We start from the raw sequence: 23037 nt of genomic DNA on the forward strand, positions 1-23037 counted from the left end.
TGGTCGCATTCGCGAGACGCTTCATCGCATAGCCCGGCGCGTTCACCGGGGCGAAAGCGTCGATCCGCTATGGACGCCGCTTTGATGAACCATACGTCCTTTGAAAGGATGGAACTATGACCCGTCTCGCGCTGATCACCCTTCCCCTGCTCGCACTCGCCGCGCCGCTTCCGGCCGCCGCAAACGACATGCGGGGCACTGTCGCGACACTCAACGACCCCGCGGCGCAGGACCGGATGGCCGACACGATCACCGCGATGGTGGGCGCGCTGATGCAGATGCAGGTCGGCCCGCTGGCCAAGGCCGTGGCGCAGATCGACCCCGAATCCGACGCCGCCTATATCCCTCCCGACGCGACGCTCGGCGAAGTGACCGGGCGCGATCCCGAATATGCCGAGCGCATGGGCGCCGACGTCCGTGCGGGCACGCGTATGGCGGGACACGCCGCCTCGGCGCTCGCCGCCTATGCGCCGGTGCTCAAGGACATGGCGCGCGACTTTGCGGCGCAATGGGAACGCGAGCGCGAAGCTTCGCGCCGCTGAAGCTTAATCCACAATCGCTGGGCCTGCGCGCGCCATAGCCGTTGCGCGCGGCGCCCCGCTGCCGCTATGCCGGGGGCATGTGGCAACTCTATCAATTCCCGCTCTGTCCCTTTTCGCGCAAGGTCCGCCTTTTGCTGGGCGAAAAGGGCGTCGGTTACGAATTGGTGCGCGAATCGCCGTGGGAGCGCCGCGACGAGTTCATCGACCTCAATCCCGCCGGGCGCACCCCGGTCATGGTCGACCAGGCGCGCGGCCAGGTGCTGATGGACAGCATGGCGATCGCCGAATATTTCGAGGAAACCGTCGAAGGCAAGGCGATGATCAACGGCACGGCCGCCAACCGCGCCGAAATCCGCCGGCTGACCTCGTGGTTCGATCATGACTTCTATTATGAGGTCACCGGCCCCCTGCTGTTCGAACGCATGCAAAAGCGCATCGTCCACCGCCAGCCGCCCGACGGCGGCGCGCTGCGCGAGGCGATGAAGGCCGCGAACAACCATCTCGACTATGTCGACTACCTCATCGACCACCGCACCTGGCTCGCCGGCGCGACGATGAGCCTCGCCGACCTGACCGCGGCAGCGCATATCTCGGTCGCCGACTATCTTGGCGGCATCGACTGGACCGGGCACGAACAGACCAAGGGCTGGTATTCGGGGCTGAAATCGCGCCCGAGCTTCCGCCCGCTGCTCGCCGAGCGGATGGAAATCGTGACGCCGCCGAAATATTATGAGGACGTCGACTTCTGACGCAAAGCCGTCAGCAGTTCTTGTACTTCCAGTTGCGGTCCTTGCCCTCGGCGACCTGCGCGACGATCGTTTCGATGCGTTTCACGCGCGTTTCCTCACGCTTCGCCTCGAGCACCCATTCGATATAATCGCGCCGCTTGCCGGGCGAGAAGGCGTCCCAATGGCCCTGCGCCGCTGCGTTCGCCTTCAGCGCCGCGCCGAGATCGACGGGCAGGTCGAGCGCGGCCTTGGGCGTCGGCGCCGGGCGCTTGGGCTTGTCCTCGGCGCAGAGCGCCGCTGCCTTCACGATGAATGCGGCCATTGCCTTGTCCGAGGGCAAATCGGTCAGAGACGCGAGTCGCCCCATGCTCCCCATTGCGCCGGTATCGCGCGGCGAACCCGTCACCTCCTCGTCACGCCAGAAGCCGAAGGTCGCATGTTCCTTGAACGCCGCCATGCCTGCGAGATTCCGGCCGTTCAGCACGAAATGCGGCACGCCCCATTTCAGCGTCTCTTGCGCGCCCGGCGCATGGCTATGCACCAGTTCGCGCAAATGGGTCAGGATCGGCTGCGCAAAGGGCTGCGCCTTCGCGATATAGGCGTCGACGCGCGGATCGCGGCTCAGGCTGGCCACCGTGCCGCGACCAGATAGTTGAGCGCCTCGCTGCCGCCGAGCTTGAAGCCTTTCGCCGCCGACGGCGACAGACCGGTACGGTCGATCACCTCGAGCCCCGCGCCTTCGAGCAATTTCGTGAGCTCCTCGGGCTTCAGGAACTGGTCCCAGTCGTGCGTCCCGCGCGGCACCGCGCCGATGCGTTCGGCCGCCTCGACGAGCAGCAGCTTCGACAACATCGTGCGGTTCGGCGTCGACAATATCATCAGCCCGCCGGGCGCCAGCCGCGCCGCAAGCTCGCCGACAAAGGCCGCGGGATCGGTCACATGCTCGACGACCTCCATCGAGGTGACGAGGTCGAAGGTCGCGAGCGGCAGCACGGCGAGCTCGCCCGCGAAATAGGTGATCTCAAGCCCCTGCCCCGCCGCATGTCCCTGCGCCGCGGCGATATTCTCCGGCGCGGCATCGACGCCCGTCACCGCCGCGCCCATCCGCGCCAGCGGCTCGGCGAGCAGGCCCGCCCCGCACCCGACATCGATCGCACTGCGCCCGGCGAGCGCATGACGCTCACGCGCATCGACGTGCCAGTGCGCGTCGATCTGGTCGCGGATATAGGCAAGCCGCACCGGGTTGAGCTTGTGCAGCATTGCCGAAGACCCGTGCGGGTCCCACCAGTCGGCGGCGAGCGCCCCGAAATGGGCGGCTTCGTGCGGATTGATCGTGGCAGCGCTCATGCCCCGCGATGTGGCACCGTGCCTCGCGCCATGCAAGAAATTCTATCCGCCGCATACGAAGCCGGTCTTGCCATCGCCCGCCCCCTTGCCTAACAGCGCGAGCGCCGCAGAAATCCACGGGAAAGTTGCGGTTGAAACTTATTCAGGAAAGCGGGGCGAGATGGCGCGGATCGTGATGAAATTCGGGGGCACGTCTATGGCGGGCACCGAGCGGATTCGCACCGTGGCGAAACTCGTCGCGCGCGAAGTCGCCAACGGCAATGAAGTCGCCGTCGTCGTCTCGGCGATGGCGGGCGAAACCGACCGGCTGGTCAATTTCTGCCGCGAAGCGAACCCGCGTTACGACCCCGCCGAATATGACGTCGTCGTCGCCGCCGGCGAACAGGTGACCTCGGGCCTCCTCGCGCTCACCTTGCAGGCGATGGGCACCCCCGCGCGCAGCTGGCTCGGCTGGCAGCTCCCGATCCGCACCGAAGAAGCGCACTCCCGCGCGCGCATCGCCGACATCGACACCGGGGCACTCGGCGCCGCGATGGCGAAGGGCGAGGTCGCCGTGATCCCGGGCTTCCAGGGCATGATGGACGACGGCCGCGTCTCGACGCTCGGCCGCGGCGGCTCGGACACAAGTGCTGTGGCTGTGGCCGCCGCGCTCAAGGCCGACCGCTGCGACATCTACACCGATGTCGACGGGGTCTACACGACCGACCCGCGCATCGTCGCGCGCGCGCGCAAGCTCGACTATGTCACCTATGAGGAAATGCTCGAACTCGCGAGCGTCGGCGCCAAGGTGCTTCAGACGCGCTCGGTCGGGCTCGCGATGAAAGAAGGCGTGCGCGTGCAGGTTCTTTCGAGCTTCGTCGAGGGCGACGAGGCTCCGAAAAAAGGCACGATGATCGTCAGCGACGAGGAAATAGAGGAACATCAGATGGAACGGCAGCTGATCACCGGCATCGCCCACGACAAGAATGAAGCGAAGATCATCGTCACGCGCGTGCCCGACAAGCCGGGCGCGGTCGCGAACATCTTCGGCCCGCTCGCCGCGGCCGGGATCAACGTCGACATGATCATCCAGAATGTCGGCCGCGAAAAGGGCGAGACCGACGTGACCTTCACCGTTCCCGCCACCGACCTCCTCCGCTCGATCGACCTCCTCGAAGGCGCGAAGGACAAGATCGGCTTCAACCGCATCATCAGCGACGACAAGGTCGCGAAGATCAGCGTCGTCGGCGTCGGCATGAAGAGCCATGCCGGGGTCGCGAGCACGATGTTCCGCGCATTGGCCGACCGCGGCATCAACATCCAGGCGATCTCGACCAGCGAGATCAAGGTCAGCGTGCTGATCGACGAGGACGAAACCGAACTCGCGGTGCGCGTGCTCCACACCGCCTACGGGCTCGACGCCGACTAATCACCCCGCCCCAGCGAAAGCTGGGGCCGCTATCGTCATTCTACGCCGCCAGCGATCCCAGCTTTCGCTGGGATGACGGATGGCGCCGGCTGCAGCTCGCCGCCAGCGCGGCGGCGCAGCCGCGCCTGCGTGACGAAGTGCACCACCGCGACATGGATCGCGAACAGGCCGAACTTCGACGCGAGCGGGAATATCCCGATGAACAGCGGCCACCATGCGGTAAAAAAGAGCGCGATGGCGAGGTTCAGCCCCGCGCTCGCGAACATCAGCGCTGCCCAGATCATGCCGAAGCGATCCATCACATCGCCGACGATCGCGAGCTGTTCGGGCGGAATATAGCGATTGAGCCAGCCCTTGCGCAGCATCACACTGCCCACGATCAGATAGACGATCGTCGGCTTCGCCATCACGAAGCGCGGGTCGCCGGTCAGCAAGGTCGCGGCGGCAGTGAACAGCACCGATGCGAGGCTGATCCACTGTAACGCTGCAATCTGGCGGCCCCGCACCAGCTCGTATCCGATCACCGTGACCGCAACCACGGTCCCCGCGACGACTGCGGGAACGATGCCCGCGCCGGCGGCAAGCAGCACCGCAAAGACAAGCACGCCGAGCGAGTCGAACAGCATCGGTCCGATGGCATAAAGCAGGGTTTTCATCCGCCGTTCCTTTCGACTCAATATTTCCACTGTCAATATCGATGATCGCGGCAGCCGAAGTCAAGCATTAAATTGACAGCGTCAACATTGCGCGTTTAAGCGGTCGCATGACTAGGCCTTACCATCATGGCGACCTGCGCGCGGCGCTGCTTGCCGCCGCCGAAGAGATTGTGAACCGCGACGGCGTCGCGGGACTGACGTTGCGCGGGGTCGCCCGCGAGGTCGGCGCCTCGCACGCCGCTCCCAAAAATCACTTCGACGACCTGACCGGGCTCGTCAGCGAACTGGCGGCGGTCGGCTTCAACCGCTTCGCCGACCGCATGCAGGCGGCGGCGGCTAGCCAAGCCAACCCGCGGGACAAGCTCAACGCGATCGGCCGCGCCTATGTCGAATTCGCGCTCGCCGAACCGGGGCTGTTCCAGCTGATGTTCCGCGGCGAGCGGCTCGACAAGACGCGCCCCGCGCTGCACGAGGCGATGCTGCGCGCCTTCGGCACGCTGACCGGCTCGGTCGCCGCCACCCACGGAGGCGACCCCGACGCCGCGCGCGCCACCCGCGCCCATGCCGCGCGCGCGTGGAGCATGGTCCACGGCTTTGCGATCCTGCTGCTCGACGACCGGCTCAACCCGTTGCTCGACGCCGGTTCACCGCGCGCCGACGCACTGGCGCTGCTCGACGACATGCTGGCGATGGATTAGCGGGCATGTCCGCTTTCGACCGGTTGCGGACGTTCACTACTCGTATATGAATGGCTCTATGGAGCCTCTCATGACCGTCGAAGATGTGTTCGATATCCCGAGCTGGGGTGGTCTGATCGTTGTTCCCGGGCCACTGGTTATCAGTGGCCCACCCCGGCCTGAAGGTGCAGTACTGCTAAGGCGGCCGGATGGCTCAACTGCGTCGGCAGTTTTGCGGATGGGAGAAGTATTTCAAACACCTCCGCCAGAGGAGCGTCGCTGGGCCTGCCTTCTGAAGGGCGTCGAGACTTTGGAAGTGCCGATCGGCACCGAGGTATGGCCGGTCGACTAAAGTCCGCTTCCCACCCATTTGCGTCGTCGGCCGCGATCACGATGCGATGGCAGCAATCGACCGAAGCTTGCCGTTCAGAGGCCCCGGCTTTGATCCGACCATTCTTTGCCGTTCCACAGTGCTGGTCGGGCGCCAATTGGTTCGCAATGGAACCGATTATCATTCGTTTGGACAAGGATGATAAGTCTCTTGGCAAACGGGAGGAAATCGCGCGAGTGAGCCTCGAGCAAGTCTAGCACGATATGACTCGCACGCTCGTCACCGCGAACTAGTTCATGAAAATCTGTGAACACAAGTGCGGCCCGGTCACTTGCGGGAAATGGATAACCAACGAGCCCGTCGTTTAGCGCATCGAGATTGCCGGTCCAAGGCGCGTAGCCAAATTGTTCCTCCCACCTGAGAAGCTCTGACATCTGCGATTGGAATGTTTCCCATCCACCCGCACAGCTAATGGTGGTGATCTGATATGAAAGGTTCGCGAGGGCTTCGTGGGCCTCGTGAAGGATGCGCGGTTGCCAAAACAGTTTAACCGCTGAGTGTTGCATCAACTCAAGGTCGGATCGGCCCCACTCGATTTTGCCGTTATGCATCAATCGTCAGTATCACTTCAGCGTCCGCTTTCCACCCCAATCCGGTCCCTCTCCCGGCCGCCAATCCACCCTTTTACCCTTCGATGATCAGCAACGTCGATGTCGCGGTCGCCATCAGCCGCCCGGCTACGTCGGTCAGCTTCGCTTCGACATAGGCAACGCGCCGCCCCAACGATATCACGCGCCCCTCGGCCCGCACCCGGCCCGTCTTCGCCGTCATGGCGCGCAGATAGCTGATCTTGAGTTCGAGCGTCGTCATCGATTGCCCCTCCTGCAACCGCGTCACGACCGCGATACCGCAGGCCGAATCGAGCAATGTCGCGGCATAGCCCCCATGCACAGTGCCCATGGGGTTATATGTTTCGGGGCCGGGATCGCCTTCGAACACGGCAAAGCCATCGCCGCATTCGACCAGTCGAAAGCCCAGCGTCTCACCGATCGGCGGTTGCCCGCCGGCCGCGATCATTTCCTGCACCTTCGCCAGTGTCATATGTCATTCCCGTTCGTTACAGACCCGCTCGCCGATACCGCGCCGCATTCGGCACGGACATGATTATCGTTCGCCCTGCGCTGCGCGAGAAGGCCGCGCCGCTTATGACCACCCGTGCGGGGGCTTTTGTGGCTAAGCCCAAAAAGAAAGGACCCGCCCCCAGGCCCATGTCCCCGGGGGCGGGTCCGCGACCCGTCGTCCTTTGGCCGCCGCCGGCCCCGCGGCATGATGCGGGACCGGCGGCGCCGGATCAGGCGAGGTCGAAGCGGTCGGCGTTCATCACCTTGGTCCACGCCTTGACGAAGTCCTTGACGAATTTTTCGCCATTGTCGGACTGCGCATAGACTTCGGCGACGGCGCGCAGTTCGGCGTTCGAACCGAAGATCAGGTCGGCGCGCGTCGCGCGCCACGTCTCGCCGCCGCTGGTGCGGTCGGTCGCGACATATTCCTGGTCGTCGGAGCCGTCGACCGACTTCCACACATTGGTCATGTCGAGCAGGTTGACGAAATAATCGTTCGTCAGTTGCCCCGACCGCTTGGTGAAATGGCCATGCCCGCGGTCGCCATGGTTGGCGCCGAGGACGCGCAGCCCGCCGACCAGCACCGTCATTTCAGGCACCGACAGGCCGAGCAGCGAGGCGCGGTCGAGCATCATTTCCTCGATCTTCACGGCCAGCTTTTTCTTGCCGACATAATTGCGGAAGGCGTCAGCCTCGGGCTCCATCACCGCGAAGCTGTCGGCGTCGGTCTGGTCGGCGGTCGCATCGCCGCGGCCGCCGGTGAAGGGCACATTGGTGGCGCCCGCCTTCTCCAGCCCGACCACGCCGCCGAGGACAATCGCATCGGCCAGCGACATAGAGCCGCGCAGGCCGTTGAGCGTACCGATCACCTTGGCAAGGGTAGCAGGCTCGTTGACCTCCCAGTCCTTTTGCGGCGCGAGCGCGACGCGCGCGCCATTGGCACCGCCGCGGAAGTCCGACTTGCGATAGGTGCTCGCCGACGCCCATGCGGCCTTGATCAGTTGGCTCACCGTAAGGCCGCTATTGGCGATCTTGTCCTTCACCGCCTTGACGTCGGCGTCCGACGGCGTCGAACCCGCGGGGATCGGATCCTGCCAGATCAGGTCTTCGGCGGGGACCTCGGGGCCGAGGTAGCGCACCTTGGGCCCCATATCGCGGTGCGTCAGCTTGAACCAGGCGCGCGCGAAGGCGTCGCGGAACGCGTCATGATCGTTGCGAAACTTCTCGCTGATCTTGCGATACGCCGGGTCGCGCTTCAGCGCCATGTCGGCGGTGGTCATCATCGTCGGGACCTTCAGGTTCGGATCCCAGGCCGCGGGGGCCATATCCTCTTCCTTCTGGTCGATCGGCTGCCACTGGTTGGCGCCCGCGGGCGACTTCACCAGCTCGTAATCATAGTCGAACAGCAGGCGGAAGAAATTGTCGGTCCACTTGTCGGGCGTGTTGGTCCACGCCCCTTCGAGGCCGCTGGTGACGGTATGTTCGCCGATGCCGCCGCTCTCGTGCCCGCTGACCCAGCCGAAGCCCTGCGCGGCCAAGTCGCCGCCCGAGGGCGCGGCGCCGAGCAGCGACGCGTCGCCATTGCCGTGCGCCTTGCCGAAGGTGTGGCCGCCGGCGGTGAGCGCGACGGTTTCCTCGTCGTTCATCGCCATGCGCGCGAAGGTTTCTTTCATGTCGCGCGCCATGCCCGCATCGTCGTGCGAATTGCCCTGCGGCCCCTCGGGATTGACATAGATCAGGCCCATCTGGATCGCCGCGAGCGGACCTTCGATATTGTCGAACCCCTTGCCCGGATCGATGCGCGTCTGGACGCCCTGATTGACCCATTTCTCTTCCGAGCCCCAATAAATATCGCGTTCGGGCTCGAACACGTCGGCACGGCCGCCGCCGAAACCGAACACGGGCCCGCCCATGCTCTCGATCGCGACATTGCCGGCGAGGATGAAGAGGTCGGCCCAGCTGATCTTGTTGCCGTATTTCTGCTTGATCGGCCACAACAGGCGGCGCGCCTTGTCGAGGTTGCCATTGTCGGGCCAGCTGTCGAGCGGTGCGAAGCGCTGCTGCCCGCTGTTGGCGCCGCCGCGCCCGTCGGCGGTGCGATAGGTGCCCGCGGCGTGCCACGCCATGCGGATGAAGAAGGGACCGTAATGGCCATAGTCGGCCGGCCACCACGGCTGGCTGTCGGTCATCAGCGCGGTGAGGTCATCCTTCAGCGCCTGATAGTCGATCGACTTGAACGCCTTGGCGTAATCGAATTCGTCGCCCAGCGGGTTCGAGGAGCCGTTGGGGTTGAGGATTTCGGTCGCCAGCATGTCCGGCCACCAATCCTTGTTGGTGCGGCCGAGCAGGCCGCGGACGCCGCCGGGCTGGTGGATCGGGCAACCGCTGCCGATGGGGGTGGGGTCGTTCATGCAGTCTCTCCTTTTGTGGTTTTAGGGCCTTCAGGTCTGCTGGAAAGTTTCGCGCGGGCCGATGACCGGCGCATGACGAACGGACGACGTTGCGGTCGCGGGTGGCTTGTCGCACGGGCACGCTGCGAGTCGATGCCGTCATCCTTTCGTTCTGACCAAGGCAGGATAGGCCGCGCCCACCCATCGACCTAACCGAATAAGCTGAATTCAGTGATTGAGTGGTCCGATTAGAAACGCCGGCATCGCGCCGAATGTTCGCTGCGTTCATCGCGGAAGCGCCACGCCCCGGCGAACGCGCGCCGCAGGGCGGAACATCCGGCCCCGGCTGCGGGTTGTCCGGATGCCGCATGATTATATCGTAAGCGGCGCAAGGAGATGGAAAGTGGCTAACAACCCCAACCAGCAGAATGAGAAGAAACCGCAGGCGGACCGCGAGGAAGAACAGCGCCGCCAGCAGCAGCAGCAGGGCGGCAAGGATCGCCAGCCCGGCAGCGACCAGCGTCCCGATCAGGGCCGCCAGAACCCGCAGCAGCGCTGACGCCGTCAGCCTGCATGAGAAAGGGCCGCCCTCGCGGGCGGCCCTTTTCTTTTGTCCAGGGGGTGCGGGGTCAGAAGCTGAACTTGACCGTTCCGCCCCACGTTTGCGGATCGCCCGGCTGGCCGGCAATCAGCCCGACATTGCCCGGCGCGACCTGGAGCGTCTCAATGTAATTGACGTCGAAGGCGTTGCGGACCCAGCCGAATACATCGAGGCCGTCGGCGCGGAAGCCGACGCGGAAGTTGGTCAGCGCATAACCCTTGACGTCGGTGTAGATCGACGGCGACGCATTGGAATTCCAGTGCGAGCGATAACTGCCGTCGACGCCCACATAGATCTGGCCATCCTTCGACAGCAGCGAGACCGGAGCGTTGGCCTCGGCACCGTAGGAGAAGGCCCATTTCGATACGCCGGGCAGGTCGAAACCCGAAATGTCGCACTGCCGCGGGCTGAGAGCGCCGGGGACGCCCGGCTGCGAATAGTCGGGCGCAGCGCCCGCCGGCTGGAGCGTGCCGCCGGACAGTTCGGGCGGGCACGGTGCGTTGACGAACTTCTTATATTTAGCGTCGGTATACGCCCCGTTCGCATAGGCGGTGAAGCGGTCGCTGGCGCGGATCTTGAAATCCGCCTCGATGCCTTGCGAAACCACCTTCTCCGCATTGGCCAGATAGCCGCGGACGGTGCCGAACTGGCCGCCATTCACCGTCGCCTGGAAATTCTTGATCTCGGTGCGGAAGGCCGAGAGGTTGAACGTCGCGAGGCGGTTGAAGAAGGAGGTCTTGAGGCCGATCTCGAAGTGGTTGACCGATTCCGGCTTCACCGTGCTCGCCGACAGTTCGGGAAGATTGGTGGCGCTGTTGAGCGGCAGGCCGTTCTGGTTGATCCCGACCGTCTTGAAGGTTTTCGCATAGGTCGCATAAGCGAGGATATCGGGCGTGACCTTGTAGTTCACATTGAGGTCGTAGCTGAAGTTCCAGTCGCTGACCGACGGCGACGTGCTCTGCGGTTGATAGACGCCGCACTGGGCGGCAAGCGCGCTGTTCGCAGCCAGCGGCGGGGTGCAGTTGATGACCTGGCCCGCGCCATTGGTCACGACGCGCTGGTAGAAGCCCGACTTCTTGTCGTAATTGACGCGGATACCCGGCTGGATGGTCAATTCGGGCGTCAATTTATAGCTGAGCTGGCCATAGAGTGCCGCGCTGGTGCTCTTCAGGAACTGCGTGTTGGTTGCCGTGAGGCCGTTGAGGATGGCGGGATTGTCCCTGCCCTGCGCCGCCGTCAGGCTCCACAGGCTCGCGTTCGGCCCCTGCTGCTCGGTGCCCTGCGTGTCGATCCGCTGCTTGAAGCCGAACAGCCCGACGACGAAATCAAGCTTGTCCCCCGAATAATTGTAGCGGAATTCCTGGCTATACTGGTCCTGCTGCGACGGGTTTTGCGATTTGGAAACGATCGACGCGCCCGTGAAGTCGCGGTCATTTTCGGGTTGCCAGTCCCAGAAGCGCCAGGCGGAGATCGAGGTGAAAGTGCCGGGACCGACGTCCCACTTCACCTTCACCGACGCGCCGCCGATCTTGTTGCCCGCGTTGAGGCTGGCGTCGATGTCGGTCAGGCGGTCATAGACATTGCGGCTGGGAACCGAAAAATTCTGCCCGGGATTGGCGGCGTTCAACCGCGCGATCAGCGCGTCATACTGGCGGTCGAGCGCCCGCTGCGTCCGCCCGACACGCACGAACGACGTGCCATAGCCTTCGGGATCCTGCTTGCTGTAATCGCCCGACAGCGTGATGCTGAGATCGTCGTTGGGCTTGAACAGCAATTGGCCGCGAAGCCCCAGATTATCCTGTTCGTTGATCCAGCGATCGCTCGTGACATTGAAGATCGTGCCGCGCCGGCTGGTCGCGGCGATGGCGAGGCGCGCGGCGATGGTTTCCGACAGCGGCCCGGAAACCGCGGCCTTCGCCTGCCGGTAATTGAGGTTGCCGACGCTCACCTCTGCGCGTCCCTCGAAATCGAAGGTCGGCTGGTTGGTCGTGATGTTGATCGCGCCAGCGGTGGTGTTCTTGCCGTACAGCGTGCCCTGCGGCCCGCGCAGCACTTCGACCTGGTCGACATCGAGGAAGTCGAAGGTCGCGGCGGCGACGCGCGAATTATAGACGTCGTCGACATAGATGCCGACGCCCTGTTCGAAACCGTCGCTGGTCAGCCCGTAAGGCACGCCGAGACCGCGGATGTTGACCGACGTGTTGCGCGGGTTGGTGGTATAGACCTGCAGCGTCGGCGCGAGCTGCTGGAGCTTCACGACGTTGAAGTTGCCGGTGGCTTCGATCGAATCGCCGCGGATCACCGAAATCGCGACCGGCACTTCCTGTGCGGTCTCCTGGCGGCGACGGGCCGTAACGATGATGATGTCGCCGCGGCTGGCGTTATCGTCGGCCTGATCGGCCGTGTCGACCGTTCCGGCGGCAGCGACAGCGGCCTCGTCGGCCCCGGTTTCCGCGGCAAACGCAGGCGCCGCGCCGAACGCGAGGAGAAGGGAGAGTGTGAGTGCGGACGCCGGCACGCGGCGACGGACGGAGGGGTATTTTGCGGTCATGACAATTTTCCTGTTGCTTTGAAGTCATACGAAAATTGCCACATCCGGCGGTCCGGTCTGCGGCAGGATGAGGGGTTACCCCTCGCTGGGAGCTGTTGCGTTCAGTTGGGGTAGCGGTGCCGCTCGGTCACATCGACCTGCACAAGACGCCCCTCGTGCACGGTCAGCTGGATCGCACCGAACTTCAGCTTGTCGAGTGCCTCGAGCACCGTCTGGATGGCGCGGGGCACCTCTTCGGAGCCGCTTTTTGCGACGTCCTTGATAGCGCTCATGATCATTCCTTTCCCTCGTGGATTCGTGGCGCAAGCATATTCCAAGTAAATTAGTAGACAATAATTGTTTTGCTTTGTGCGCCGAAAGGTTCGGTTGTTGCGCCAAACGGACCGCGCCGAACGGATTCAGGCGTGCGACGGGCCGACAGTCACAACGACGCCAGGGATTGCGCGCGAGTCCCAGTGCTGGCAAAGGCTGGCTCAATGAGCAAAATTAACGATCTGATGGCCCGCGGAACCGAGCTTCTCGGCAGCGACTACGCCATTCTCTGCGGTGCGATGAGCTGGGTCTCCGAACGCCATCTGGTCAGCGCGATCAGCAACGCCGGCGGGTTCGGCGTGATCGCGTGCGGGGCGATGACGCCCGAACTTCTCGATGCCGAGATAGCGGCCACTAAAGCGCTCGCGACGCGCAATTTCGGCGTCAACCTGATCACCATGCACCCGCAACTCTTCGAGCTGATCGACGTGTGCGCGAAACATCGCGTCGGCCATGTCGTGCTCGCGGGCGGCCTGCCTCCGAAGGGCAGCCTCGAGGCGATCAAGGCGTCGGGCGCGAAGGTCATCTGCTTCGCGCCGACCCTCGCGCTCGCGAAGAAGCTCGTGCGTTCGGGCGTCGATGCGCTGGTCATCGAGGGCATGGAGGCCGGCGGCCATATCGGCCCGGTTTCGACGAGCGTGCTGGCGCAGGAAATCCTGCCGTCGCTCGCCGACGAAGTTCCGGTGTTTGTCGCCGGGGGGATCGGCCGCGGCGAAGCAATCGCCGCCTATCTGGAGATGGGCGCCTCCGGGGTCCAGCTCGGCACGCGCTTCGTCTGCGCGACCGAGAGCATCGCACATCCCAATTTCAAAAAGGCTTTCATGCGCGCCTCGGCACGCGAAGCGGTCGCGAGCGTCCAGATCGACCCGCGCCTGCCGGTCATCCCGGTCCGCGCGCTCAAGAACGCCGGCACCGAAGCCTTCACCGCCAAGCAGCGCGAAGTCGCGAACAAGCTCGACCAGGGCGAGGTCGACATGATGGAAGCCCAGCTCGAAATCGAGCATTATTGGGCGGGTGCGCTGCGCCGCGCGGTCATCGACGGCGATGTCGAAAATGGTTCGTTAATGGCAGGGCAATCTGTCGGTATGGTATCCGAAGAGGAGAGTGCGGCTGCAATCGTCGCATCTTTGGTGCAACAGGCCGAAGCCGCGTTGCAGGCTCGGGGTTGATGCCGCATGATCGTGCGGCTGGGGAGTGGAATATGAATTTGTCGCGGAAGATCATCTTGGCTGGCCTGCTGGCGAGCGTTGCCGCCTGTGCGCCCAAGCCGCCCCCGCCGCCTCCCCCGCCGCCGCCGCCTCCCGTCGCGGTCATCATCCCGCCGCGCCCGCTGCCGCCGGGTAACGCTTCGCTGACGCAAATCCTGCCCGGACGCGCGATCGACGGCCACTTCGTCACCGCCAACAGCAATGTCACCGGCGACCGCGCCTTCTGGCAGCTGAAGATCGGGCTCAACGTCGCGGCGATCGGCTGTCGCGGACTGGAAGAAACGACGCTCGTGTCGGCGTACAACAATATCATCAAGGCGCATGGCAAGGTGATCAAGTCGACCGAAAAATCGGTGATCACGCAGCTCGGCAAGGAAAACAGGAACAACGGCATCGCGCCGCGCGATCGCCTGTCGACGCAGTTGTTCAACTATTTCGCCCAGCCGCCGGCGCAGCGCGCCTTCTGCTCGCGCGCCAACGAGATCGCGCAAGTCGTCTCGTCGACGCCGACCGCGCAGCTCGTCGAACAGGCCCCCGGACATCTCGCGCGGCTCGACCAGCCGTTCCACGATTTCTACGAAGCCTATGCCAAATATCAGGCCGACGTCGTCGCGTGGGATGCCAAATATGCGCCGCGCCCGGCGGCCGTGCCTGCGTTTGGCACGCCGGCACCGGCTTCGCCGGTCGGTCCGACCGCCGCATCGACGGTTTCGACCAATCCGACCGGGAATCATTGACGACCGGTTGGCGGGCACAAGAATAGAATAGACAATCGTTCGCGGGGTATTGGCGCTCGCCGCATCCTTCTGTTAGCAGGATTGCGATGACCAACGCCCCGCCACCGCCCTCTTCGGCCGCCCAGTCGGCGCGCACCATCCTGACCCGGCTCCACGAGGTGATGGCATCGCGTTCCAACGCACAGGGCAAGCTGAACCAGGTCGTCGGCATCATCGGCGAATGCCTCGATAGCGAGGTCTGTTCGATCTACCTGCTGCGCGACGGCGCGCTCGAACTCTACGCGACGCGCGGGCTGAAGCAGGAAGCGGTGCACGTCACGCGCCTCGGCCTCGGCGAAGGGCTGGTCGGCATGATCGCCGACCAGATCGAGACGCTGAACCTCGACGAAGCCGCGGCGCATCCCGACTTTTCCTATCGCCCCGAAACGGGCGAAGAATTGTTTCACAGTTTTGCCGGGGTCCCGATCATCCGGCGCGAACGCGCGGTCGGCGTGCTGTGCGTCCAGCACAGCGACCCGCGCCGCTATGACGATATCGAAATCGAAACGCTGCAGACCGTCGCGATGGTGCTCTCCGAACTGATCGCCAACGCCGACCTCGTCGACACTGCGGCGCGCACCGATGCCGCCGCCGCGGACCAGTCGGCGCAGCGGCTGAACGGCCAGAAGCTGGTCGACGGCATGGGCGCCGGGGTCGCGGTGTTCCACCAGCCGCGCATCACGATCGAGCACACCGTCGCCGACGATACCGAGGCCGAGCGCCACCGCGTCTACGCCGCGTTCGACAAGATGCGCGAGCAGATCGACCGCATGGCGAGCTCGGCCGATTTCGGCGTCGGCGGCGAGCATGAGGAGGTCATCGAGACCTACAAGATGTTCGCCTATGACGAAGGCTGGTCGCGGCGGATCAACGAGGCGATCGACAGCGGCCTCACTGCCGAAGCGGCGATCGAACGCGTCCAGCAGCGCACGCGGATGCGGATGCGCCAGATCGACGATCCGCTGCTCCGCGACCGCATGCACGACCTCGAAGATCTGTCGAACCGGCTGATCCGCATCGTGTCGGGACAGATGGGCACCGCCGCCCAGATGGGTCTGCGGCAGGATTCGATCCTGATCGCGCGCAACCTCGGCCCCGCCGAACTGCTCGAATATGACCGCCGCCGCCTGAAAGGCGTCGTGCTCGAGGAAGGCTCGCTCACCGCGCACGTCATCATCGTCGCGCGTGCCATGGGGGTCCCGGTGATCGGCCGCGTCAGCGACGTGCGCGCGTCGATCCGCGAAGGCGACCTGTTGCTGCTCGACGCGACGGCAGGCCAGTTGCACGTCCGCCCGACGCAGGCGGTACAGGATGCGTTCGACGCCAAGCTGGAGATTTCGCAGAAGCGCCGCGCCAACCTCGCCTCGCTGCGCGACCTGCCCGCGGTCACCAAGGACGGCGTGCCGATCGAGCTGATGATCAACGCGGGCCTCCGCGAAGATGTCGCCGCGCTCGACCTGACGGGGGCGCGCGGCATCGGGCTGTTCCGCACCGAATTCCAGTTCCTCGTATCGGCGACGCTGCCGTCGCGCGATCGCCAGCAGCGGCTGTATCGCGACGTGCTCGACGCCGCGGGCGACCGGCCGGTGATCTTCCGCACCGTCGACATCGGCGGTGACAAGGCGCTGCCCTATATGAATGTCCGCGACACCTTGCAGGAAGAAAATCCGGCAATGGGCTGGCGCGCGCTCCGCCTCGCGCTCGAACGCGAAGGGCTCCTCAAGGTCCAGGCGCGCGCGCTGATGGAGGCGGCCGCGGGGCGGACGCTCAACGTCATGTTCCCGATGGTGTCCGAACCGTGGGAATATGAAGCGGCGCGGAGCCTGTTCGTCGCGCAGCGCGCGTGGCTCGCGAGTCACAACAAGAAGCTGCCGGTCGCGATCCGCTATGGCGCGATGCTCGAGGTGCCGGGGCTCGTCGAAACGCTCGACCTGATGCTGCCGCACCTCGACTTCCTGTCGATCGGCACCAACGACCTCACCCAGTTCCTGTTCGCCGCCGACCGCGCGCACCCGCGCCTTGCCGAACGCTATGACTGGCTGTCGCCGACGGTCATGCGCTACCTCGCGCGCGTCGTGCGGATCGTCTCGGGATCGAAGATCGCGCTGGGCGTCTGCGGCGAGATGGGCGGACGCCCGCTGGAGGCCATGGCGCTGCTCGGCGTCGGGATCGAACGGCTGTCGATCACCCCCGCCGGGGTCGGGCCGGTCAAGGCGATGATCCGCTCGCTCGACCTTGGCGCGCTGCGCGCCGACATGCCGGCGATCCTCGCCCAGCCGTCGTCCGACCCGCGCGGCCAATACCAGGCGTGGGCGCAGCAGCACCAGGTCGATCTCGGCGACTGAGCCGCGGGGCCGATTTAGCGATTCCTTAACCATATCATGGTCAACCGGGGCGTAGAGGACCACCATGATGAACCGCGCCCAAATCGCCGACCTGATCGTTGCCCGACTGGCTCCGGAAGCCGGACGGCTGCGCGAAGAATTCGGGACGGCAGGCCGCATCGCCGCGTGCCAGGCGACCGATCTCCTCCCCGCCGATCTGGTCGAGCGCGTCTTTCGCGCGTTTCCAGCGTCGGATCGCATGGTCCTGAAACGCTCGATCAAGGAAAACAAGCACGTCGTCGCGCAGATGGACGAGCATGACCCGCTCCTCGAAGAGGTCGTCTATGCGTTCCAGGACCCGCGCGTCGTCGATCTGATCGCGAGCATCACCGGCCTCTCCACCCTCGAACCCGACGCCGATCTCTATGCCGGCGGGATCAGCGCCATGTCGAAAGGCGCCTATTTGCGTCCCCATCTCGACAATTCGCACGACAAGGACCGCAAACGCTATCGCGCGCTCAACCTGCTATTCTATGTCACGCCCGGATGGAGCGAGGATTTTGGCGGTTCGCTCCAGCTCTGGGACGACGGCCCGCGCGGGGAACCGCGCACCATTCCCAGCCTGTTCAACAGCCTCGTCATCATGTTGACCGACGAACAGTCATGGCATTCGGTCAACGAGGTCCGGCACGACGGGCGCCGGTGCTGCGTCTCCAACTATTATTTTTCCCGCGAGGCGCCCGGCGCAACGAACTATTCGCACGCCACGACCTTTCGCGCCGAACATGGCCGCGGTCTCGCGGACATCGCCATGCGCGCCGACAATGCGCTCCGCACCACCATCCTGAATTCAGCGGGTGGCACGCTTTGGCGCAACCCGCACGTCTATCAGCGCGACAAGCACTGATCGTGCCGCAACTCGCCTATCAGACGCTCGAGCGCCTGCGCGTCAGCCGCCCCGTCGAGCGCGTCAGCTTCATCGCCGAACGCTGCCGCGGCAAACGCGTGCTCGACATCGGCTGTCTCGACGAGACGGCACTCGACAAACAGAACACGAACGAATGGCTTCACCAGCGGATCGGGGCGCTCGCCACGCAGGTGACCGGCGTCGACCTGTCCGAGCATTTGCCCGCCGAAGGACTGGTGACCGGGCCCAATTCCCGTATCATCAAGGGCGATGGCACAAATCCCGATGTCGCGCCGGAGATTGTCGACATCATCGTGGCCGGCGAATTCATTGAGCATATCGAGAATCCGCTTCAATTTCTCTCGAGGATGAGGCTGTCCTATCCCGGCCGCGAAATGGTGATTTCGACCCCAAACGGCGTCTCGTTCGCGAACGCCCTGCTCGGCACGATCGGCCGCGAGGCACAGCATCGCGACCATCTGTTGACCTCGACCTACAAGACGCTGAACACTCTGTGCCAGCGTGCCGGTTGCCGCGACTGGGAGATCATTCCCTATCGCTTCTATGCAACCGAAATGCTGTTGCAGTCGACCGGGCCCAAGCGAATTGCCGTAAAGGCGGTCGAAGCCATCATCCGCGCCTATGAGAGCATTTTCCCGCTGCGCAGCTTTGGCTACGTCGTACGGATCACGCTGTAGGATCAGCGAAAGACGGCGTGGCGCGGTCACAACCGCGATACACCGCCCAGCGTGTCATCAGATAATTATACAGCACCATCACCAGCGTCGCGATCGGCGCTGCTGCTACCATCGGCAGCAGCAGCACGCCGCGAAGCAACCCGATCGTCAGCACCATAACGAGGAAGCTCGATATCGTCCCCGCCACGTAGTGGCCAAAGGCCGCCCATGATGTGCGAACCCTGAACACCCAGAGCGCATGGGCGATATAGCTCGGCGGCACGACCATGAATGTCAGCAGCACCGCCACCCAATAATGCAGCCCCGCCGCATCGCCGCCGATCATGATGACATTGTTCGCGGCCGCACTGACCGCGCCCACGACAAGGTAGCGAGCGGGCCTGCTGTCGAGCAAAGCGTTCAGCGTCATAACCCGCGCGCCAGCTTCAATCGCAGCCGCGGCCAGATGCGCTCGACGAGCCGGGCTTCGCGCGCGTAGCGGAGGGCCTCGACCGGCCCGAGCCGCGCCATCGCCATGATCGCGCCGGACAGCGCCGAAATTTTCCCGGTCGATGCCTCGGCGAGCGATACATTCACGGCGATGGAGGCTTCTGCCCTCGCCCGTTCGCCGGCCCCGACCGCGTGGGAATAGCGCGACAGCACGATGTCCATCTGCTCCTTGAACGCGCCCTTTTCCATGCGCCCCGTCATCGTCAGCGACCCGCCATGGATACGAAAGGCCGTCGTTTTTTCCGGCCGCACCGCGATATCGCCGAGCAGCGCCAGTTTCAGATAGAGGTCCCAATCGGCCGTATACCAGAGCGCGGGATCCAGCCCGCCCACCCGGTTCCAGGCGTCGCGCCGGATGACCGGGCTCGGGATGGCGATGCCGTTCTGGACGATCAGGTGCTTTGCGGCCGCCTTTCCTTCGATCGCCCCATCGGCAAGTCCGCAATTCCAGTCGCCGACGATCCGGCCGCGCAGGTCGATCAGACGGCTCGATCCGACCTGCATTGCCGCATCGGGAAACGCCGCGATCGCGGCGCGGACACTCCGCAAATGGCCTTTGATCCACAAATCGTCCTGATGCAGCATCGCGACATGATCGCCGCGTGCCATCCGCATCGCTTCGTTCGTCTTGGCGGTCCAGGGCAGGATGTCGGGGGCGTGCCGGTACGCGATGTTCATGCGCGAGGAGAAGGTCTCCACGATTTGCCGGCAGCCATCGCCTGCGCTGCTATCGAGCAGGATGAACTCGACCCCGTCCGGGCACTCCGACGCGGCGCTTTCGAGCGTCGCGGCAAGCGTGGCTTCGCCGTTATGAACGGGTAATGCGACCGTCAGCCACGGTTCAGCCATCACGCCCTCTTCGCAGCATCGTTCGCCGGCAAGCGGTCCCCGGGAAAGGCAGGCGTGAAGCGCGCATCATGGCCGCCGATGATCGCGAGCAGAAAGCCGCCCAGCACGGTCTGCGCGCCCACCACACCAGTCACCGCAGCGAGGACGAGCGGCAGGGTATTTTCGAGCGCGGCATAGTTGATGGCCGACCAATGGATGCCGATGCCGACGAAAGCGGCCGCGGCAATTGTCATCAGCGACGAACCCAGGACCAGCGCGACCTCCAGCGTCAATATGTTCGACAAGCGATCGATCGCGGGCCGCAGCCGCCGATATCCCTGACGGACACCGAACAAGTGGGTCGCGAGCGCCATGATGAGCGACAGATGCCCCAGCGTGAAGAGGAATCCGGCGACGATTGTCCAGCTGGTCCCGAAACGCCCGGTGCCGGGAAGGATACCGAGCGCGTGCAAGCCGGCGCTGAACAGCAGCGCCATGGCGATCCCCATCGCGAGCATCGCCGGCACGCCGAACACCCAGGTCGGGCTGAGCATCAGCAGATAGCGCAGATGCCGCCAGCCGTCGCGCCAGGGGCGCAGGTGCGGCGCGCGATCGCGCAGGTCGACCGACAGGGTCGCGGGGACTTGGACGACACGCATTTTCTTGAGTGAGGCCTTGATCACCATTTCGCTCGCGAATTCCATGCCTTCGCCCGAAAGCCCCAGCTTCGCGAACGCATCGCGGCTGATCGCGCGCAATCCGCAATGGGCGTCGTTGATGCCCGAACGGAAGAAGAGGTTGAGGATACCCGTCAGCGCCGGGTTCCCGATGTGACGGTTCTTCCACGGCATCGCACCGGGGGCGATCCCGCCGTCGAAGCGCGAGCCCATGCACAGGTCGTGCCCCTCGATCAGCTTGCCGATCATCGCGACGCCTTCGGTGAAATTATAGCTGCCGTCGCAGTCGCCCATCAGGATATAATCGCCATAGGCGGCTTCGCAGCCGCCGATGAGCGCCGCGCCATAGCCGCGCCGCGCGACCGGCACGACCCGCGCGCCGAGCGATTCGGCAAGCGCCTGGCTACCGTCGGTCGATCCATTGTCGGCGATGACGATTTCGCCCGCCAACCCGAACCGGTCCTCGATCATCCGCAGCGCGTCCTGCGCGTTGGCGATGCAATGCGGCAGGCTGATCGTTTCGTTGAGGCAAGGCATGACGATCGTCACGCCCAGCACCTGCGCCTGATCGAGCGCCAGTGCCTCGGCCCGCTGCTGATACATCGAAAACTCCCCACAAAGCCATGTCCTACCGGGCTTAGGAACTTGTGGTTAACATTCGATAAAAACCGCCTTTGCGACGCGCCTTCACCCGATCGGGACGACCCGGCAACCGGCGCGCCGGAGATCGTCGGCAAGCACCGCATTCGCAGCATCGGCGGCGCGGGGTGAAGCCATATGGTAATAGGCAAGGATCGGCGCCAGTTCGCGGGATCCGGTCAGCGCAACCCGCGGCCGGGACACGCAAGTCGCGTACATCAGCTTGGGATTCAGTATCTCGCGCAGCAACCGGATCGGCCGTTCGTCCAGCATCGGCGGATTGATCACAAGGTCCGCGGCAAAGGGCGCGTCGCCTGCCCCGACCACGACATAATCGGCGTCGACTGCCGAAAGCCGCTTCGACACATGCGCCGGCGGCGCATAGAAACTGTGCGCCATCCACGCCTGAATGGGCAGAAGGACAACGAGGCCCGTCACCGTCGAGCGCATCAGCAGCGCGCGCCATGGGCCGAACCGGTCGCCGAGCGACACCCAGCCATAGACCGCGAGCAGAATGCAGTTCCCGATCAACCCGTGGAGATAGCGGTAACCAAAGCCATGCCCCTGATAGGGCAGGATCACCGTGACGACCGCCAAGGTGAGGAGGATCCCTCCCGCCAGCGCGCCGGCCATCCGGTCACGCCGCGCAATCCGCAATCCGACGATGAGCAGCGGTAGCAACAGGAGGTGTTGCCACGCGGCGAAGCGGATCAGGTTCGCCACCATAAGCGCCAGCCCGCCCGTGCTTCCTTTCATCGCCAGCGCGATGCGGCTGAAGAAATCGACGCCTGCGGCCTGCGGGGCCCCGGCACCGGCCTCGACCAGCGACCACATCCAGCCGGGCCAGCATATCCAGAATGCCCCGATTGCGGCATATCCCGCAAAATAGAGGGCGGCGCGGCGCCAGTCGCGCTCGAGCACGAGAAGGAACAGGATCGGGGCGGCGAACATCGGATGCAGGATCGGCTGGTGCAGCCCGACCGCGACAAAGCCGATCATCAGCGCTGCGATGTCGGCCCATGGCGTGCGGCGCAGGAACAGCCAGAGCCAGCACAGATTCAGCGCGAGATGCGCGGGCATCGCATAGGCCGTCATGCCGTTGAGCCAGATCTGCCCCGATCCGAGGTAAAGCAGCAGCGCGACGACCGACGCCTCGCGGTTACCCGGCCAGATACGGCGCACGCATCCCCACAGCGCCACCGCACCGAGCAGAGTCATCGCCGGGCCGGTCAGCGCCGGGTCGCCGAGCAACCCGAAAAGGGCGCGAAACGCCGCATTGAACGGCAGGTAGGTCGAGACCCACGCCGCGCTCTCGCTGGCCGGATACATGAACATCGTGTTGAGCGCCGCAGCATGGTCGCGCCACACCGCGTCCAGCGGCGCGACGAGCTGGCCGCGGGCGAATATCGCCGCATCGAAAGTCGCCATCTGCTCGTCGCGGCTCATGTCGTGCCCCGACAGGATCGCGTAATGGCCCGCAAAGGTGCCGATCGCCATCGCCGCCCCGACGGCGACGGGCCATCGCCAGCCGCCGGCGAAGGGCTGCTCGCGCGCCGGAAGGCGCCAGATACAAATTGCGAGTAGCAGCGCGCCGGCGAGCAACAGCCAGCGATCCTGCCGGTGCAGGAAAAGGAACGTCAAACTGACGTCGGACGCGATCAGCGCGGCCAGCACAAAGGCCATGACCGCCAACACCACCGGTCGCTGCACCGTCAGTCCGAGAAGCTCTTTTCTTGTCATATCCGGCCTTTGGCAGATCATGGATAATTCAGCGTTAACTCAGCGGAAAACCATCTTGGCAAAACTTTTGGCACAGCGACATGTTTC

General features: G+C 64.7%; 22 protein-coding genes. 11 read left to right on the forward strand and 11 right to left on the reverse strand.

The features are described 5' to 3' along the window. Positions 1-116: 116 nt before the first annotated feature. A complete protein-coding gene (locus tag ACIPPQ_RS16350) occupies positions 117-542 on the forward strand; it encodes a hypothetical protein (protein ID WP_446545127.1) in 426 nt (141 codons plus the stop codon). A gap of 77 nt (positions 543-619) precedes the next feature. Further along, on the forward strand, positions 620-1291 hold the full coding sequence (locus ACIPPQ_RS16355) for a glutathione S-transferase family protein (protein ID WP_058537165.1): 672 nt from the start codon (positions 620-622) through the stop codon (positions 1289-1291). A gap of 10 nt (positions 1292-1301) precedes the next feature. On the opposite strand, the gene ACIPPQ_RS16360 is transcribed toward ACIPPQ_RS16355, so the two are convergent. Continuing rightward, on the reverse strand, positions 1302-1904 hold the full coding sequence (locus ACIPPQ_RS16360) for a YdeI/OmpD-associated family protein (RefSeq protein ID WP_446545128.1): 603 nt from the start codon (positions 1902-1904) through the stop codon (positions 1302-1304). Then, positions 1892-2617, reverse strand: coding sequence for a bifunctional 2-polyprenyl-6-hydroxyphenol methylase/3-demethylubiquinol 3-O-methyltransferase UbiG (gene ubiG, locus ACIPPQ_RS16365; protein WP_446545129.1), 726 nt, complete (start codon positions 2615-2617; stop codon positions 1892-1894). Before ubiG ends, ACIPPQ_RS16360 begins: the two co-directional genes overlap by 13 nt. Positions 2618-2777: 160 nt before the next feature. On the opposite strand from ubiG, the gene ACIPPQ_RS16370 reads away from it, so the two are divergent. Next, the gene (locus ACIPPQ_RS16370; protein ID WP_446545130.1) at positions 2778-4025 is read left to right on the forward strand and encodes an aspartate kinase; all 1248 of its coding nucleotides are present in this window, start codon (positions 2778-2780) and stop codon (positions 4023-4025) included. A 35-nt stretch (positions 4026-4060) separates the two neighbouring features. Here ACIPPQ_RS16370 and ACIPPQ_RS16375 read toward each other — a convergent pair whose 3' ends face one another. Then, complete coding sequence (locus ACIPPQ_RS16375; RefSeq protein WP_446545131.1) at positions 4061-4681, reverse strand: inner membrane-spanning protein YciB; 621 nt, start codon at positions 4679-4681, stop codon at positions 4061-4063. Positions 4682-4788: 107 nt separating this feature from the next. Here ACIPPQ_RS16375 and ACIPPQ_RS16380 point away from each other — a divergent pair, with 107 nt between their 5' ends. After that, positions 4789-5379, forward strand: a complete 591-nt coding sequence (locus tag ACIPPQ_RS16380) for a TetR/AcrR family transcriptional regulator (RefSeq protein WP_446545132.1) — start codon at positions 4789-4791, stop codon at positions 5377-5379. 70 nt (positions 5380-5449) lie between these two features. Then, entirely contained in the window at positions 5450-5710 is a 261-nt protein-coding gene (locus tag ACIPPQ_RS16385; RefSeq protein WP_446545133.1) for a hypothetical protein, read from the forward strand. A 663-nt stretch (positions 5711-6373) separates the two neighbouring features. On the opposite strand, the gene ACIPPQ_RS16390 is transcribed toward ACIPPQ_RS16385, so the two are convergent. Continuing rightward, positions 6374-6790 carry a PaaI family thioesterase gene (locus tag ACIPPQ_RS16390; RefSeq protein ID WP_446545134.1) on the reverse strand — a complete coding sequence of 139 codons (417 nt, stop codon included), beginning with the start codon at positions 6788-6790 and terminating at the stop codon, positions 6374-6376. A gap of 250 nt (positions 6791-7040) precedes the next feature. Beyond that, positions 7041-9221, reverse strand: a complete 2181-nt coding sequence (katG, locus tag ACIPPQ_RS16395; protein ID WP_446545135.1) for a catalase/peroxidase HPI — start codon at positions 9219-9221, stop codon at positions 7041-7043. A gap of 382 nt (positions 9222-9603) precedes the next feature. Here katG and ACIPPQ_RS16400 point away from each other — a divergent pair, with 382 nt between their 5' ends. Further along, positions 9604-9759, forward strand: a complete 156-nt coding sequence (locus ACIPPQ_RS16400) for a hypothetical protein (RefSeq protein WP_446545136.1) — start codon at positions 9604-9606, stop codon at positions 9757-9759. Positions 9760-9829: 70 nt separating this feature from the next. Here the strand turns inward: ACIPPQ_RS16400 and ACIPPQ_RS16405 are convergent, their stop codons facing one another. Together ACIPPQ_RS16405 and ACIPPQ_RS16410 are read right to left on the reverse strand one after the other, a co-directional pair. Next, positions 9830-12352: a TonB-dependent receptor gene (locus ACIPPQ_RS16405; RefSeq protein WP_446545137.1), complete on the reverse strand. Its 2523-nt coding sequence runs from the start codon at positions 12350-12352 to the stop codon at positions 9830-9832. A gap of 101 nt (positions 12353-12453) precedes the next feature. Further along, entirely contained in the window at positions 12454-12624 is a 171-nt protein-coding gene (locus ACIPPQ_RS16410; protein ID WP_446545138.1) for a YezD family protein, read from the reverse strand. Between the two features lie 204 nt (positions 12625-12828). Between ACIPPQ_RS16410 and ACIPPQ_RS16415 the strand changes: the two genes are divergently transcribed. From ACIPPQ_RS16415 to ACIPPQ_RS16435, 5 genes are all read left to right on the forward strand, one after another. Further along, a complete protein-coding gene (locus ACIPPQ_RS16415) occupies positions 12829-13833 on the forward strand; it encodes an NAD(P)H-dependent flavin oxidoreductase (protein WP_327452355.1) in 1005 nt (334 codons plus the stop codon). A gap of 32 nt (positions 13834-13865) precedes the next feature. Beyond that, on the forward strand, positions 13866-14609 hold the full coding sequence (locus ACIPPQ_RS16420; RefSeq protein WP_446545139.1) for a hypothetical protein: 744 nt from the start codon (positions 13866-13868) through the stop codon (positions 14607-14609). An 86-nt stretch (positions 14610-14695) separates the two neighbouring features. Beyond that, positions 14696-16993, forward strand: coding sequence for a phosphoenolpyruvate--protein phosphotransferase (gene ptsP / locus ACIPPQ_RS16425; protein ID WP_446545140.1), 2298 nt, complete (start codon positions 14696-14698; stop codon positions 16991-16993). Positions 16994-17060: 67 nt separating this feature from the next. After that, positions 17061-17879: a 2OG-Fe(II) oxygenase gene (locus ACIPPQ_RS16430; RefSeq protein ID WP_446545141.1), complete on the forward strand. Its 819-nt coding sequence runs from the start codon at positions 17061-17063 to the stop codon at positions 17877-17879. A gap of 2 nt (positions 17880-17881) precedes the next feature. After that, complete coding sequence (locus ACIPPQ_RS16435) at positions 17882-18577, forward strand: class I SAM-dependent methyltransferase (RefSeq protein WP_446545142.1); 696 nt, start codon at positions 17882-17884, stop codon at positions 18575-18577. Here the strand turns inward: ACIPPQ_RS16435 and ACIPPQ_RS16440 are convergent. The 4 genes from ACIPPQ_RS16440 to ACIPPQ_RS16455 all read right to left on the reverse strand — a co-directional run bounded on the left by ACIPPQ_RS16440 (position 18567) and on the right by ACIPPQ_RS16455 (position 22950). Then, complete coding sequence (locus ACIPPQ_RS16440) at positions 18567-18986, reverse strand: GtrA family protein (protein WP_446545143.1); 420 nt, start codon at positions 18984-18986, stop codon at positions 18567-18569. The two genes, ACIPPQ_RS16435 and ACIPPQ_RS16440, sit on opposite strands and share 11 nt — an antisense overlap. Further along, on the reverse strand, positions 18983-19915 hold the full coding sequence (locus ACIPPQ_RS16445; RefSeq protein ID WP_446545144.1) for a glycosyltransferase: 933 nt from the start codon (positions 19913-19915) through the stop codon (positions 18983-18985). Before ACIPPQ_RS16445 ends, ACIPPQ_RS16440 begins: the two co-directional genes overlap by 4 nt. Beyond that, entirely contained in the window at positions 19915-21174 is a 1260-nt protein-coding gene (locus tag ACIPPQ_RS16450; protein WP_446545145.1) for a glycosyltransferase family 2 protein, read from the reverse strand. The genes ACIPPQ_RS16445 and ACIPPQ_RS16450 overlap by 1 nt, the downstream gene beginning before the upstream one ends. 84 nt (positions 21175-21258) lie before the next feature. Further along, a complete protein-coding gene (locus ACIPPQ_RS16455; protein WP_446545146.1) occupies positions 21259-22950 on the reverse strand; it encodes a hypothetical protein in 1692 nt (563 codons plus the stop codon). Between the last annotated feature and the right edge of the window lie 87 nt (positions 22951-23037).

It is taken from the genome of Sphingopyxis sp. LARHCG72 (genome assembly GCF_052871675.1).